We start from the raw sequence: 14,407 nt of genomic DNA on the forward strand, positions 1-14,407 counted from the left end.
ATCTCCTGTCCGTCAGCTCAATAACTGCTGAATAAGCTCCTGGGCTTGCCAGCTGTAACGACCGCCGCGTAAATACGCCAGATGTAATAAGTGGTACAGGTTATAGAGGTCTTTGCGTTCGGTAAATCCCTCTGGTAACGCGTGCACCTGCTGATAGGCAGCAAAAAACGCACTTGGTAGAGGGTCAAATAATCCGGCAAAGGCAATATCTACCTCCCGATCCCCGAAATAACAGGCCGGATCAAACAGCACCGGCGCTTCGCCTAGAAAACCGACATTGCCACGCCAGCATTCGCCGTGCACCAGTGCAGGTTTGGGTTGGTGGTGATGCAAACGTTGGCGCACGCGATCGACAATTTTGTCGATATCACCAAATGTTTGCTGCTGTTCAGCCAACAACTGCAATAACCAGCCGATACGTTGTTCGGAAAAAAATACCGACCAGTTACTGCCCCATTGGTTCGGCTGCAGCGTGGAGCTTAAGTAGTTATCCCAGTCAAAACCGTACATCGCCTGGTCATCGGCCTGATGTAAAAAGGCTAATTGATGGCCAAGTGCTTGCCAGCCATACGGATGATCGGTTGCCAGCGGTAGATATTCCAGCACCAGAAAGGCCTTTTCGATGGTTTGACCGGCGCAGATGACCTGAGGCACCCGGATACAATGCCGGTTTTGGATAAATTTCAGCGACAGCGCCTCGGCTTCAAAGCTGTCCAGCACATCACGGTGATTCAGTTTGACCAGGTATTGCTGCTCGGCGCCACTGATATGAAACAGCAGATTGTCAGAATGCGTGGCGAGCTGTTGTTTATGAGAGATCCGGAAATCTTGTTGCAGTTCGGTACTGATTTGGTCCGCAATGGCTTGCCACATGTCGCTGCTCCGCAGTGAAAGGAAATAAAAACTATCGTTAGAATTATGGTCGACTTTGCCAGTTTCGCTGCCAGCTGTATTGATCCGGAACAAACAGATGCCAGACAGCAGACTTGCTCCGGCCAAGCGCAGCCAGTAATATGGCAGCGCTTTTTAGTGCAGAGCCGCTGATACGTTCAGTCGCTATGTTGTTTCGCCACTCGTACGGCAAAACCAAAAAGCTCACTACTTATTCTTATTCAACATGTGACCCTTGGTACGGGCCACCACTGTGAGGATTTATCATGCCAGTCATTACTCTGCCTGACGGCAGTCAGCGCGTATTTGAAGCCCCATTATCTGTAATGGATGTTGCCAAAGACATTGGCCCAGGTTTAGCCAAAGCGACTATCGCCGGTAAAATCAACGGTCAATTGGTAGACGCTTGTGAACTCATCACCGAAGACAGCAGCTTAAGCATTGTTACCAGCAAAGATCAGCAAGGTTTAGAGATCCTGCGCCACTCCTGTGCGCATTTGCTCGGTCATGCCATCAAACAATTATGGCCCCATGTCAAAATGGCGATCGGCCCGGTGATCGATAACGGTTTTTACTACGATGTGGATTTAGATCGTCCAATCAGCAGCGACGATTTAGCGCAGTTAGAAGAGCGCATGCTGCAACTGGCGAAAACCGAATACGACGTCGTGAAGAAGAAAGTCAGCTGGCAGGAAGCGTACGATACCTTCGCTGCCCGTGGCGAAACTTACAAGATGGAAATTCTGACTGACAATGTCGCCAAAGACGACCAGCCAGGTTTGTACCATCACGAAGAATACATCGATATGTGCCGTGGCCCGCATGTGCCGAATATGCGTTTCTGCCAACATTTCAAGATTATGAAAGTCGCCGGGGCTTATTGGCGTGGCGATGCGAAAAACAAAATGTTGCAACGCATCTACGGCACCGCATGGGCGGATAAAAAACAATTAGCCGCTTATTTGCTGCAGTTAGAAGAAGCTGAAAAACGCGACCACCGTAAAATCGGTAAAGCGCTCGGCTTGTTCCACTGGCAGGAAGAAGCGCCGGGCATGGTGTTCTGGCACAACGACGGCTGGACCATTTTCCGTGAACTGGAAGCATTTGTCCGCGAAAAGCTGGCTGAGTACGATTACCAGGAAGTTAAAGGTCCGTTCATGATGGACAAAGTGTTGTGGGAGCGTTCTGGTCACTGGGAAAAATATGCTGAGAACATGTTTGTCACCAGTTCAGAAAACCGCGACTACGCCATCAAACCGATGAACTGCCCGGGCCATGTGCAGATCTTTAACCAGGGCCTGAAATCCTACCGCGATTTACCGCTGCGGATGGCGGAGTTTGGTTGCTGTCACCGTAATGAACCGTCAGGTGGTTTACATGGCCTGATGCGTGTGCGCGGATTTACTCAGGACGACGCCCACATCTTCTGTACTGAAGAGCAAATTCAGGCGGAAGTGTCGAGCTGTATCAAAATGATCTTTGATGTGTACAGCACTTTTGGCTTTAAAGAAGTACAGGTCAAGCTGTCGACACGTCCGGAAAAACGCATCGGCACCGACGAAATGTGGCACAAAGCCGAACAGGCGCTGGCAGAAGCGCTGGAAGTCAATGGCATTGCCTTTGACCTGCAACCAGGTGAAGGGGCATTCTACGGTCCGAAAATCGAATTCACGTTGCATGACTGCTTAGGCCGTGCCTGGCAGTGTGGTACAGTGCAGCTCGATTTCGCATTACCGGGCCGTTTAGGCGCCAGTTATGTCGCTGAAGGCAACGATCGTCAGGTTCCGGTGATGATCCACCGCGCGGTTTTGGGTTCGCTGGAACGTTTTATCGGTATTTTGATCGAAGAATATGCCGGTTTCTTCCCTGCTTGGTTAGCGCCAACTCAGGTCGTCGTGATGAATATCACAGACAATCAGGCCGATTATGCCAAAGAATTGGTAAAAACTTTCAAATCTCATGGTATTAGAGCAACTTCTGACTTGAGAAATGAGAAGATAGGCTTTAAAATCCGCGAGCACACGCTTGCCCGCGTCCCATATCTGGTCGTGGTCGGTGACAAAGAAGTCGAAAGCGGCGATTTGGCACTGCGGACGCGCAAAGGCGAAGACCTTGGTAAAATGACTGTTGCAGCATTTGTTGAAAAACTAACAACAGAAATCAACAACCGGGTCTGACCGATTTCAATCTCTGGAGGAACGTACCATTAAAGTAGGAAAGAAACCTTTACCAACGAACAGACCGAATCGTATTAACGAAGAAATCAACGTACGCGAAGTACGCTTGCTGGGTCTGGAAGGTGAACAATTAGGTGTTGTAGGTACCGCTGAAGCCATCCGTATGGCCGAAGAAGGTGGTTGTGATCTGGTCGAAATCAGTCCAACAGCTGAACCGCCTGTTTGTAAGTTAATGGACTACGGTAAGTTCCTGTTTGAGAAAGGTAAGGCTCTGAAAGAGCAGAAGAAGAAGCAAAAACAGATCCAGATCAAGGAAATCAAATTCCGGCCTGGAACTGATGAAGGCGATTACCAGGTAAAACTACGCAACCTGCGTCGCTTCATTGAAGAGGGTGACAAAGCCAAAGTAACGCTGCGGTATCGTGGTCGTGAAATGGCGCATTTGGACATCGGTATTGAAGTCCTCAACCGGATTAAAGACGACATGGCAGACATCGCTGTTTGTGAGTCGTTCCCAAGTCGGGTTGAAGGTCGTCAGATGATCATGATGCTGGCCCCAACTAAGAAGTAATAAGTGCATACAAGTGAATCCATACGCCACTGCGGTAACGGAGTGGCGCGTGGTTTTCCGCCTTATTATTCGTTGTAATATCACAATTGCGAGTGAGCTCACTATGCCAAAGATGAAGACCAATAAAGGCGCTGCCAAGCGCTTTAAAAAGACCGCTTCTGGTGGTTTTAAACGTAAGCAATCACATCTTCGCCACATCCTGACGAAGAAGTCTTCTAAGCGTAAGCGCCATCTGGGCCCGAAAACTTTAGTTGCTAAAGTTGACGTCGCTTCAGTAGCTCGTTGCCTGCCATACGCATAATTTAGGAGACTGACATGCCAAGAGTAAAACGTGGTGTGACCGCACGTGCGCGTCACAAGAAGGTATTAAACCAGGCAAAAGGCTACTACGGTGCCCGCAGCCGTGTTTATCGTGTAGCGTTCCAAGCAGTTATCAAAGCCGGCCAGTACGCCTACCGCGACCGTCGTCAACGTAAACGTCAATTCCGTCAACTGTGGATCGCGCGTATCAACGCTGCTTCACGTCAAAACGGTTTATCTTACAGCCGTTTCATCGATGGTCTGAAAAGAGCATCGGTTGAAATCGACCGTAAAATCCTGGCTGACATCGCTGTATTCGACAAAGGCGCATTTGCTGCCTTAGTCGCGAAAGCGAAACAAGCACTGTCTGCTTAATTTGATTAAGTAGTTGAAAAGGCAGCCTCGGCTGCCTTTTTTGTTGCTGCAAAGAAGCCAGCTTCGTTGCTTAATCACAGCTAAAAAACAAGCAAAAAAAAGGCGCCGCAGCGCCTTATCTGTTCAGTCGTAGTGTTAATTAACCGCGGCCTGAAACTCCATAATCACCTTATTCTCCTTAAACAGTTGCAGTTTTTGCTGATTGACTTCAATCCGGTCTGCCACTTGCAGCTGTTTGGTGAACTGTTGTTCATAGAAATTGGCGTCATTACAGAACTTGCGGGTACTGACAATAGGTAGCACTTTGAGTTGGTTATCTTTTTGTGAATAACCGGCATTAAAATTATTGCAGCCGGAAAAACCAAACACCCGGTTGTTCTGGTCGAACATCAGGCGAATATTCAATTTTTGCGGCACGCTGATTTGTGACACGGTTTGCAGACGCCAGACCAGATTTTGTACTTTGGCGGTTGCCGCTTTATCCGGGCAGGTTGCGCCTGGCCAGAATTGGTCAAACTTATCGACCAATAATGCCTGCTGTTGTTCATTACTCTTGCGCGCAGTCATGGTGGCCACTACCGCTTTGCCGGTGAGTTTCGGATCTGTCTGATACGAGCGTAGCATTGGCATATGATGTTGCGTCATGGCAATACTATGATTTTCACCGGTCATACAGTCGATAAAACTGGCTTCATTATTTTTCAGCTGATAGAGCCCCAATAATGGCATTCTGGTGTCGATGCGGGCGAACTGCTGGGTGCGGGTGAGCGTTTGGTTGTCTTTAGAAACCATTGGTTTGCCAGCGGCATTCAGTAAAATCAGATGTTGATTGCTGCCAAACTGGAACGAAGGCACTTTGCCTTGTTTACTGGACAGATGCAGGGTGCGGTCATCCAGTTGCCAGTTGCCGGTTAACAGTTCGACTGTATTACGGTCAATGTAATCTCGACGCAGTTCAAACCGGCCATCCTGTAATACGTTCAGCTGATATTGGATGCCCGGGCATTTTTTACATGGCAAGGTGCCATGAAAAGACATATCGCGATCGATAAAAATCAGGCCGAAATCAGTCGGCATTGCCTCGGTGTTGTCTGAGCTGACAACTTCACCCGGCACTAAATCCGGCTCAGGCGCCACCGGTTGTACGGGTTGCACCGGGTCTGGTTTTACCGCTTTTTGTGGCAAATTGGTACAGGCTGATAACAAGACTGCGGCAAGAACTAGACTACGTTTCATTCATTTTACCCATTACAACGCTGACTTCTGACATCAGAAATCGGAAACTGGCGTTATTATAATGAAAATCTCATTTTGATACAGGCGTTTTGTCAGTTGAATCGCTGCTGTTGCCGCAACCATTGCAGGATAATTCCAGCGCTATGTTTTGGGTCTTCCTGCATAAAGCAATGGCCACCTTGAACCTTGAACACCTGCAACTGTGGGCACTTGCGCTGAAACAAAGCAGCGGATTTAGCAACAAATGGATAGCTGGCAGTACCGTAAACCAATTGAATGGGTTTATTGGTTTGTTGCAGCGACGACCACAGTCTCTGCGGGAAGCTGGCAAATATCTCTGCTTCCCGTTCAGGTCGACAGCGCAGTGTCAGGCCATCTGTCGTATTGACAAGTGCATGATCGATATAAGCCTGTAACGCATCAGGATGCCAGTTTTTAAACATGCCGCGTTGGTGAAAATACTGCCATGCCGCGCTGGCATCGATGAAATGTCTCCGGCGTTTTACCGCCCGGCGGGCTAAAGGATTGTGGCGATACAGGCCCGTCCAATCTAAAAACCGCATACTACGTAGCATGGCAGGTGTAAACAACACCGGATCGAGCAACAAGGCGGCGTCAAACAGGCTGTTCGGTTCGCTGTGAATCAGGGCGGTGAGTACACCGCCGAAACTGTGGCCGACAGCATAAACCGGCACAGCGCCGTATTCATTTAGATGTGCTGCCAGTGCCTGCCGGGCAAATTCTGCACTTTGGTTCCAGCCGACAAATGGACCGCCATGTTCACTCTGGCCATGTCCTTGCGCGTCGGATAAAAACAGGTCCACGTGCTGAAGCAAGGGTTGCAGCATTGGTGTATACATCTGGCTGCAGAAACCGTTGCCATGCAGCATATGCAGTATTGGTCTGCCACTGGGTAGGCTGCGCATACCTTGCAGGGTAAAACCGGCCGGGGTGCGATATTGCCAGGGGATCAAATTCATGATGTTTCTCAAGTAATTACTCTAATCACACTGCCACAATCTCACATTGGTGATCAAGTTGAAAACCAGAGAATAAAAAACAAAAAAGCCACCCGAAGGTGGCTTTCATTACGTGAACAACTTAGAAGTTGTAGGTTAAACGAGCGTAATAGAAACCGCCGTTGAAGCCCATGACAGTTGTTGTTGGGTATTTAGCACCTAACACCTCAGCCCATTCGTTTTCATCTGGCAGTGTATCAAACAGATTTGATGCACCTAAAGCGATGCTGTAATTGTCACTGAAGTTGTAAGTGACTTCAGTATCTACAGTCATTTCTGCGCCTAAATACAGCGGCAAACCGCCATCAGCTGCAGAGACGACGCCAGAATCTGCGTGGTCTTCATAATAACTACCGTAATGATTCAGGCGGACATAGCCATTCCATGCACCTTGATTGTGGCTGACAGTGAAGCTGCCGCGCACACTCGGTAAGCCTTCTTCAATTTGCTTGATTTTGGCTTCCCAGATGTAATCAGAATGACGATCTACAGTGGTTTCAGTCCAGTTTGCTGCTAACGCATAGGTCGTACGGCCACCAAATTGATCGACGCCATAGTTAGCGACAAAGTCAGCGCCTTTGGTGGTGGTATCAAAGTCATTGGTAAAGTATTTAACCCCTGTGAAGCTGCTTGCATCCCGAACACCCAGCGCCAGTAATTGCTGGATATCGGTAGCAGTCAGTTCCTGCGAGGACGATTGGCTGATACGGTCGTCAACTTTGATTTGGAAGAAATCTAAAGTGACATATAAATCATCTACTTCAACCACAGTACCGAATGACAGGTTGACTGACTCTTCAGGCGTTAATGCCTTACCGCCTTTGAGCACAGAGATTGGGTGGGTTGGTGGTAACGTGGCGTTATCGACCAGACCTTTGCCGGCAGTAAATGATGTTGTTACGTTCCGAACCGTTGACTGACCAATGGTTGGTGCCCGGAAGCCTGTACTGGCTGCAGCACGGAAAGCCATTTCATCGTTGAGCTGATAGCGACCTGTCAGTTTGGCATTGGTGGTAGAACCAAAGTCTTCGTAGTCTTCAAAGCGTAAAGCAAAGTCAGAACGGAAGCTGTCACTGAACTCAGCACCAAATTCAGTGTAGGCCGCGTAGTTGTAACGGTTGAACGAACCAGCGTCATCAGGCTTGAAGCCAGGGAAGCCGTTTGAGCCGATACCGAAGCCTTGAGATGCCAGTGGGCCTACTTCAAACGAGTTTTTATCACCAGCGTAGATTTCGAACGTATCAATACGGTATTCAAGACCTGCTGCAACGGCCAGTGGATATGGCAGCGCATCAACTTCGATAAGCTTATTCATATCGTAGTTAACAGCCTGTTCTTGCTGTACGTATTTACCCGCGTCGAAATCACGTGGTGTGGCTGAACCCATAGAAGCATTGATGGTGTTCTTAATGTAGAACTCTGCTTCACTGCGACCATAAGAAGAACTCAGGTCAAAGTTCCAGCCGTTCGCCAGAGTGCCTTTCAGGCCGCCTGCCAGCGACGCATCGGTGACGATACCGCCAAACTTCGGTGTAAAACCACCTGGCAGCGATTTAAAGAACGTGAAACAGTGCGCCGGCAGCGCGTTCACTTTGCTGGTGATTTGGCTAAATGACTGTCCGGTCAGGCCAACAGTCGGGCAGGCGCCTTTAGTGGTATCTAAATTACCAATTAACAGGGTTTCACCACCGTCATTGGAATAAACACCGCCACGGCTTTGTGGGTTACGGAAATAGAATCCACCTTCTACGTCACGTTGGGCGAAGTTACCAAAGGCATAGAATTCTTTTTCTTTGGCAACTTCGAGACCGATATTACCGAACAGTTTAAAGTCACGTTTCACTTCAGGTGAACCCCAGACCTGTGCCGGGTTGGCAATATTGGTGTTGCCTGCCGCGACTAAACCAGCAGCATCACCGCGTTGTACGCTGCGGCTGGTTGGATCTGACTGCTTGAATTCTGTACTGAAGTTGGCGAAGCCGTTGTCAGTGAACGGCATACCAATGTTTGCACTGATTTGACGTAAATCACCGTCGCCGTCGTAATGCTGGCCGGTTTTAATTTCAATGGCGCCGCCTTCGTTATTGTCTTTCAGGCGGAAGTTGATCACACCTGCGATAGCGTCAGAACCATATTGCGCCGCGGCGCCATCACGCAGAATTTCAACTTGCTTTAATGCAATTGAAGGGATGGTAGAGATATCAGGGCCTTGTGAGCCGTCTGATAAACCACCGCCAAGGAAGGTGATGACCGCTGAGCGGTGACGACGTTTACCGTTGACCAGCACCAGCGTGCTGTCTGGCGGCAGACCCCGTAAGTTGGCCGGACGCACCAGCGTGGAGGCGTCATTGATAGGTTGGGTGTTGACGTTAAATGATGGCACGACGGCACTCATCAGCGTCATCATGTCACTTGGACCATTCTTGCTAAATTCGTCTGCTGAGATCACATCAACCGGCACTGCCGAATCACCAACTGAACGTGGCGCGCCGCGTGAACCCACCACAACAATTTTTTCTACATCCTGTTCTGCTTTTTTCTCAGCAGCGGCGTCTTGCGCATGGGCTAATGGGCTGGTGGCTAACAGCATCAGCGTACCACCGGTCACTGCGGCTTTGATGCACGCAGCCAGTGGCTGGATTGAGGTAGTCATTTTCATGGAGTTGCCTTTTATTTTGTTTATCCTGGATAAATCAGCGTGCTCTTTATGTATTTTTTGGCACGCCTGATTAACTTATTGCAAATAAGTTCATTTGTCCAACAGCAGAAATTGTTGATCTGTCTCAAAATGTTTGCGCCCGGTGTCACTTCGCAGATAGCGAAACTCTGGGTTTACAGGCAGAACAATGGTTGGGCGCTCGTCTGACGCTCTGGTCACTAAACGCTTTATGGCTTGAAAAAATCTGGCGGGTGCAGTTAGATGCACACTGATTAACTCAGCAGACGGTCCTTTGATGAAAAAAACTATTCTGTCCGGCGTCATCCTTTGCGCCAGTCTCAGCCCGCATCTTCAGGCGCAAAATCTGACTTTACCGCGGTTATTTGCCGAGCCGGCATTAAGTGGGACAGCACCAAAGTCTTTGGCGTATGCGCCAGATGGTTCGCGTATTACTTATCTGAAAGGCAAAGCGAAAGACGCCAACCGGCTTGATTTGTGGCAATACGAACTGGCCAGCGGAAAACATAGTGTGCTGGTGGATTCAGATACGTTATTCAGTGGCACCGAAGTACTGTCGGATGAAGAAAAAGCCCGGCGCGAACGATTACGTTTGTTTGCCAGCGGCATTGTCAGTTATCAATGGTCGAAAGACGGTCAGGCGTTGTTGTTTCCTCTGAACGGCGATTTATATCATTATCAGCTCAGCAGTAAAAAAGCCCGCAAGCTGACAGAAACTGAAGCTTTTGAAACGGACGCACAAATATCGCCAACCGGCCGTTTTGTGTCTTTTGTCCGTGATCAAAACATCTATGTTATTGATTTAAAGTCCGGCAAAGAAACCCAATTGACTTCCGATGGCAAAGGCACTGTGCGTAATGGTATGGCCGAGTTTGTTGCCCAGGAAGAAATGGGGCGGATGACCGGTTACTGGTGGGCGCCAGACGACAGTAAAATTGCCTTTACCCAGTTTGATGAAGCCATAGTGCCGGAAGCGGTACGGAACGAAATTTATGCCGATGAAATTAAGCTGTACAACCAGCGGTATCCGTTTGCCGGCAAAAGCAACGTGCAGATCAAACTGGGTGTGGTCGGTATCAGCAACCAGCAGATCAACTGGGTCGACCTTGGCCAAGAACAGGATATTTACCTGCCACGGGTGCAATGGAGTGAAAATCCAAACCTATTGAGCTACCAATGGCAAAGCCGGGATCAGCAACGTCTGGAATTACGCCTGGCTGATTTGGCAGCCGGACAACAAAAGACGGTGCTGACCGAAACCAGTAAGACCTGGGTCAATTTGCATGACGATTTACATTTCCTGAAAGATAAAAAATCTTTTGTCTGGGCTTCTGAGCGTGATGGTTACAAACACTTGTATCTTTATTCTATGCAAGACGGTGCTGTTAAGCAGTTGACGAGCGGTGCCTGGATAGTCAATCACATCGAAAGTATTGATGAAAAAGCCGGCCAGATTTATTTTAGCGGTCGCAAAGATACGCCATTGGAAAGTCATTTGTATCGGGTGCCGGTGCAGGGCGGCGAGATTGTCCGGTTGACAGAAGCCGGCAGCAATCACCAGGTCGTAGTAGCGAAAAATGGTAGTGGGTTTATCGATACGTCTTCGGCTGTCGTCAAACTACCCAGCGTCACGCTGCGCGACCAGCAAGGGAAAGCCGTTACAGTATTGGCAGCAAATGCGCTGGATGAACAACATCCGCTGACCGCCTTTGCGCCGGAACTGGTGACACCGGTATTTGGTACGCTCAAAGCGAGTGACGGCCAGACTTTGCATTACCGTCTGTTCGCGCCAAAACAACTTACCGCCGGGAAAAAATATCCGGTAGTGGTGGGTGTGTACGGTGGACCAGGCGCACAGCGTGTGACCAATAGCTGGAGTGGCAAAGACCTGTATTTCCAGTACCTGGTACAACAGGGCTATCTGGTGTTCCAGCTGGATAACCGCGGCTCTGAAAATCGCGGTAAAGCATTTGAAGATCCAATTTTTGGCAAACTGGCTGAAATTGAGCTGGAAGATCAAAAAACCGGTGTCGATTATCTGCGGACTCTGCCTTATGTCGATGCAAGCCGGATTGGTATTTATGGACACAGCTATGGTGGTTATATGACGATCATGGCGATGCTGCGGGCAGGCGACTATTTTGCTGCCGGTGTGTCCGGCGCGCCCGTAACTGATTGGGCTTTGTATGACAGTCATTATACCGAACGCTATTTAGGTCATCCGGCGAAAAATGCTGCTGGCTATAAAGCGAGTTCAGTGTTTCCGTATGTTGATGGTTTAAAAGGTAAACTGTTGATTTATCACGGCATGGCTGATGACAACGTGCTATTTACCCATAGCACTAAGTTGTTCTCGGTACTGCAGAGTAAAGGCAAACCGTTTGAAATGATGACCTATCCGGGCAGTAAACACGCCATGTTCGGTCAGCCAGTCCAAACACATTTGCACCAAACGATCACTGAGTTCTTTGACCGGACGTTAAAAGCGTCGAAGTAACCTTGCTCCCAATTTATAAAGGTCGCTGCGGCGACCTTTTTTATTGGGGCGACTACCAAAGCCGCATATCACACTTATGGCTGCAGTTCATTGGCACAAGTCTCGCCAGCCCATAATGCCCGTAAGTTGGCCACGGTGATTTGACTGATTTGGTTCAGTGCTTCCTCGGTGAAAAAAGCCTGATGGCCTGTGACTAACACATTTGGAAAGGTTAACAAGCGCTGGAATACCTCATCGGCAATCATTTCCTCGGACAAATCTTTAAAAAACAGGTCCGCTTCCTGTTCATATACATCCAAGCCAAGCAAGCCGATTTTTTTACTTTTCAGCGCGTCGATTACTGCTTTAGTGTCAATCAAACCGCCACGGCTGGTGTTGATTAACATCACACCGTTTTTCATTTGCGCCAGCGCCGCCTGATTTATCAAATGATGACTGTCCGGTGTTAACGGACAATGCAGACTAATCACGTCGCTATCCCGGTAGAGTGTGGCTAAATCGACGTAGCGGGCGCCGGCGGGCAATGCTTCCGGATGGACCTGCGGGTCAACGCATAACAACTGCATACCAAAGCCGTGCAGGATCCGCGCAGTTGCCTGGCCAATCCGGCCGGTGCCAATCAGTCCGGCAGTTTTGCCATGCAGGTTAAAACCCAATAAACCCTGCAGGCTGAAATTGTCGTCGCGCACACGGTTATAAGCTTTATGCAACTTGCGATTGAGGCACAGCATCATCGCCACGCAGTGTTCGGCGACTGCTTCAGGCGAGTAAGCGGGAACCCGCGCGACACGAAAACCAAGTTGCCGCGCTGTGGCGAGGTCAACATTGTTAAAGCCGGCACAGCGCAGGGCAATATGCTGAACCCCGAGCTGCCGCAGTTGTTGCAGGACCACTGCACTGAGATCGTCATTGACGAATACGCAGACCGCACTACTGCCCGCAGCAAGTTGTACAGTATCGATATTCAGTGGCTGCGGCAGAAATCGCCAATTCAGATCAGTGCCGGCGACCCGCAGAAAGGATTCATCGTAGGGTTGACTACTAAATACAGTGATCTGAAATTGAGAGTCCATCGCTTCGTCCTGTTCACTGCGCTAGCGGTTAAGGTTATTGTGCCGGTAATAATGCCAGTTCGGCTTCAATTGCATCAATAAACTGACTTGGTTTTGTCCGTGGCGCATAACGTTTCACCACCACGCCATCTTTGTTTACCAGAAACTTGGTGAAATTCCATTTGATCGCGCGGGTTTTCATTAAGCCGCGGGCCTGATCTTTCAGGTATTCGAATAATGGATCTGCTTCCGGACCGTTGACATTGATCTTGGCCATTACGCCAAAGCTGACACCATAATTAAGCTGACAAAATTGCTGAATATCGCTGTCAGAGCCAGGTTCCTGCCCGCCAAATTGGTTGCATGGGAATGCCAGGATCTCCAGGCCACGCTGATGATATTGCTGATGCAGCTTTTCTAAATCCTGATATTGCGGTGTAAAACCACAGCGGCTGGCAGTATTGACAATTAACAACACTTTGTCGCGATACTTATTCAGTTCCAGCAGGTTACCTTGCGGCGTTCGTACTTTAAAATGATGGACGTTGGCCATAAATTCCTCTTTATGCCTGCTCTAATGCAGCCGGATAGTGACTAAATCGGCATAAAGCAGATCCAGTTGCCAATGATTTTGCTATTTGTAACATAAATTTGTACATTGGCGGCTAGCCTGTCACAGAATTAAGTCAATTGTATGTCAGAAATAACTTCAATATCTTCAACACCTTCAGTGCCTGTTTCTATTGCCTTTATTGGTTTGGGCGTGATGGGATTTCCGATGGCCGGTCATCTGCAGGCAGCAGGTCACATGGTCACAGTGTATAACCGGACAGCCGCCAAAGCTGAACACTGGGTTGCACAGTACAGTGGCTGCAGTGGACCAACACCCGCAGCGGCTGCCAATGGCGCGCAATTGGTGATGTTGTGCGTAGGTAATGACGACGATGTCAGAGCTGTGGTGTATGGTGAGTCTGGTGTGCTGCAAACAATGGCTCCTGGCAGTTTGTTGATTGACCACACCACGGCATCAGCGGATTTAGCGCGTGAACTGGCTGCAGCCTGTGCTGCAAAAGGCATTGGTTTCCTCGATGCGCCGGTGTCCGGTGGTCAGGCTGGTGCACAAAATGGGGCGCTGACTATTATGCTCGGTGGCGAAGCTGCCGATTTTACGCGTGCTGAACCTGTGCTCAAGCATTATGCCAAAAGCGCTCGTTTATTGGGCCCGGCCGGCAGTGGTCAGCTGGCGAAAATGGTCAATCAGATTTGTATCGCTGGTGTGGTACAGGGCCTGGCTGAAGCTTTGCACTTTGCCGGTTGTGCCGGGCTTGATGCCAAAGCCGTGCTGGATGTGATCTCCAAAGGTGCGGCGCAGTCGTGGCAGATGGAGAATCGCGGCTATACCATGGTGGATAGTCAATTTGATTTTGGCTTTGCGGTAGACTGGATGCGCAAAGATCTCAGCATCACTCTCAATGAAGCCCGCCGCAATGGCGCGCAATTACCGGTCACAGCATTGGTCGATCAATTCTATAGTGAAGTACAGGCGCTTGGCGGCAACCGGCAGGATACATCCAGCCTGATCCGCCGCCTGAAGCAGCCTGCTCGCGACTAA

At 49.3% G+C, this 14,407-nt stretch carries 12 protein-coding genes; 6 read left to right on the forward strand and 6 right to left on the reverse strand.

The annotated features are described in order from the left end of the window. Positions 1 to 12: 12 nt before the first annotated feature. A complete protein-coding gene (locus ATY27_RS14075; protein WP_208931263.1) occupies positions 13 to 873 on the reverse strand; it encodes a fructosamine kinase family protein in 861 nt (286 codons plus the stop codon). Between the two features lie 284 nt (positions 874 to 1,157). Here ATY27_RS14075 and thrS point away from each other — a divergent pair, with 284 nt between their 5' ends. The 4 genes from thrS (at position 1,158) to rplT (ending at position 4,314) form a co-directional block, all read left to right on the forward strand. After that, positions 1,158 to 3,068, forward strand: a complete 1,911-nt coding sequence (gene thrS, locus ATY27_RS14080) for a threonine--tRNA ligase (RefSeq protein WP_208931264.1) — start codon at positions 1,158 to 1,160, stop codon at positions 3,066 to 3,068. Between the two features lie 28 nt (positions 3,069 to 3,096). Further along, positions 3,097 to 3,639, forward strand: coding sequence for a translation initiation factor IF-3 (infC, locus tag ATY27_RS14085; protein WP_208933498.1), 543 nt, complete (start codon positions 3,097 to 3,099; stop codon positions 3,637 to 3,639). A 103-nt stretch (positions 3,640 to 3,742) separates the two neighbouring features. Continuing rightward, complete coding sequence (gene rpmI / locus ATY27_RS14090) at positions 3,743 to 3,940, forward strand: 50S ribosomal protein L35 (RefSeq protein WP_208931265.1); 198 nt, start codon at positions 3,743 to 3,745, stop codon at positions 3,938 to 3,940. 14 nt (positions 3,941 to 3,954) lie between these two features. Further along, positions 3,955 to 4,314 carry a 50S ribosomal protein L20 gene (gene rplT / locus ATY27_RS14095; RefSeq protein ID WP_031565008.1) on the forward strand — a complete coding sequence of 120 codons (360 nt, stop codon included), beginning with the start codon at positions 3,955 to 3,957 and terminating at the stop codon, positions 4,312 to 4,314. A 135-nt stretch (positions 4,315 to 4,449) separates the two neighbouring features. Here rplT and ATY27_RS14100 read toward each other — a convergent pair whose 3' ends face one another. The 3 genes from ATY27_RS14100 to ATY27_RS14110 all read right to left on the reverse strand — a co-directional run bounded on the left by ATY27_RS14100 (position 4,450) and on the right by ATY27_RS14110 (position 9,228). Continuing rightward, positions 4,450 to 5,550, reverse strand: coding sequence for an META domain-containing protein (locus tag ATY27_RS14100; protein WP_208931266.1), 1,101 nt, complete (start codon positions 5,548 to 5,550; stop codon positions 4,450 to 4,452). 92 nt (positions 5,551 to 5,642) lie between these two features. Next, positions 5,643 to 6,530, reverse strand: a complete 888-nt coding sequence (locus tag ATY27_RS14105; RefSeq protein WP_208931267.1) for an alpha/beta hydrolase — start codon at positions 6,528 to 6,530, stop codon at positions 5,643 to 5,645. A gap of 121 nt (positions 6,531 to 6,651) precedes the next feature. After that, positions 6,652 to 9,228 carry a TonB-dependent receptor gene (locus ATY27_RS14110; RefSeq protein WP_208931268.1) on the reverse strand — a complete coding sequence of 859 codons (2,577 nt, stop codon included), beginning with the start codon at positions 9,226 to 9,228 and terminating at the stop codon, positions 6,652 to 6,654. Between the two features lie 295 nt (positions 9,229 to 9,523). Between ATY27_RS14110 and ATY27_RS14115 the strand changes: the two genes are divergently transcribed. After that, positions 9,524 to 11,743 (forward strand): S9 family peptidase, encoded by a 2,220-nt coding sequence (locus ATY27_RS14115; protein WP_208931269.1) that lies wholly within the window; start codon positions 9,524 to 9,526, stop codon positions 11,741 to 11,743. 74 nt (positions 11,744 to 11,817) lie between these two features. On the opposite strand, the gene ATY27_RS14120 is transcribed toward ATY27_RS14115, so the two are convergent. Together ATY27_RS14120 and ATY27_RS14125 are read right to left on the reverse strand one after the other, a co-directional pair. Then, entirely contained in the window at positions 11,818 to 12,816 is a 999-nt protein-coding gene (locus ATY27_RS14120) for a 2-hydroxyacid dehydrogenase (RefSeq protein ID WP_208931270.1), read from the reverse strand. A gap of 34 nt (positions 12,817 to 12,850) precedes the next feature. Then, positions 12,851 to 13,348 (reverse strand): glutathione peroxidase, encoded by a 498-nt coding sequence (locus tag ATY27_RS14125; protein WP_208931271.1) that lies wholly within the window; start codon positions 13,346 to 13,348, stop codon positions 12,851 to 12,853. 177 nt (positions 13,349 to 13,525) lie between these two features. On the opposite strand from ATY27_RS14125, the gene ATY27_RS14130 reads away from it, so the two are divergent. Further along, positions 13,526 to 14,407 carry an NAD(P)-dependent oxidoreductase gene (locus ATY27_RS14130; RefSeq protein WP_244151313.1) on the forward strand — a complete coding sequence of 294 codons (882 nt, stop codon included), beginning with the start codon at positions 13,526 to 13,528 and terminating at the stop codon, positions 14,405 to 14,407.

The organism is Rheinheimera sp. F8, from assembly GCF_001518915.1.

Coding starts and splice junctions, on each gene's coding strand:
- ATY27_RS14120 (WP_208931270.1), bottom strand. CDS start 12,816: ATGGACTCTCAATTTCAGATCACTGTATTTAGTAGTCAACCCTACGAT.
- ATY27_RS14100 (WP_208931266.1), bottom strand. CDS start 5,550: ATGAAACGTAGTCTAGTTCTTGCCGCAGTCTTGTTATCAGCCTGTACC.
- ATY27_RS14110 (WP_208931268.1), bottom strand. CDS start 9,228: ATGAAAATGACTACCTCAATCCAGCCACTGGCTGCGTGCATCAAAGCC.
- ATY27_RS14075 (WP_208931263.1), bottom strand. CDS start 873: ATGTGGCAAGCCATTGCGGACCAAATCAGTACCGAACTGCAACAAGAT.
- ATY27_RS14105 (WP_208931267.1), bottom strand. CDS start 6,530: ATGAATTTGATCCCCTGGCAATATCGCACCCCGGCCGGTTTTACCCTG.
- rpmI (WP_208931265.1), top strand. CDS start 3,743: ATGCCAAAGATGAAGACCAATAAAGGCGCTGCCAAGCGCTTTAAAAAG.
- rplT (WP_031565008.1), top strand. CDS start 3,955: ATGCCAAGAGTAAAACGTGGTGTGACCGCACGTGCGCGTCACAAGAAG.
- thrS (WP_208931264.1), top strand. CDS start 1,158: ATGCCAGTCATTACTCTGCCTGACGGCAGTCAGCGCGTATTTGAAGCC.
- ATY27_RS14125 (WP_208931271.1), bottom strand. CDS start 13,348: ATGGCCAACGTCCATCATTTTAAAGTACGAACGCCGCAAGGTAACCTG.
- ATY27_RS14115 (WP_208931269.1), top strand. CDS start 9,524: ATGAAAAAAACTATTCTGTCCGGCGTCATCCTTTGCGCCAGTCTCAGC.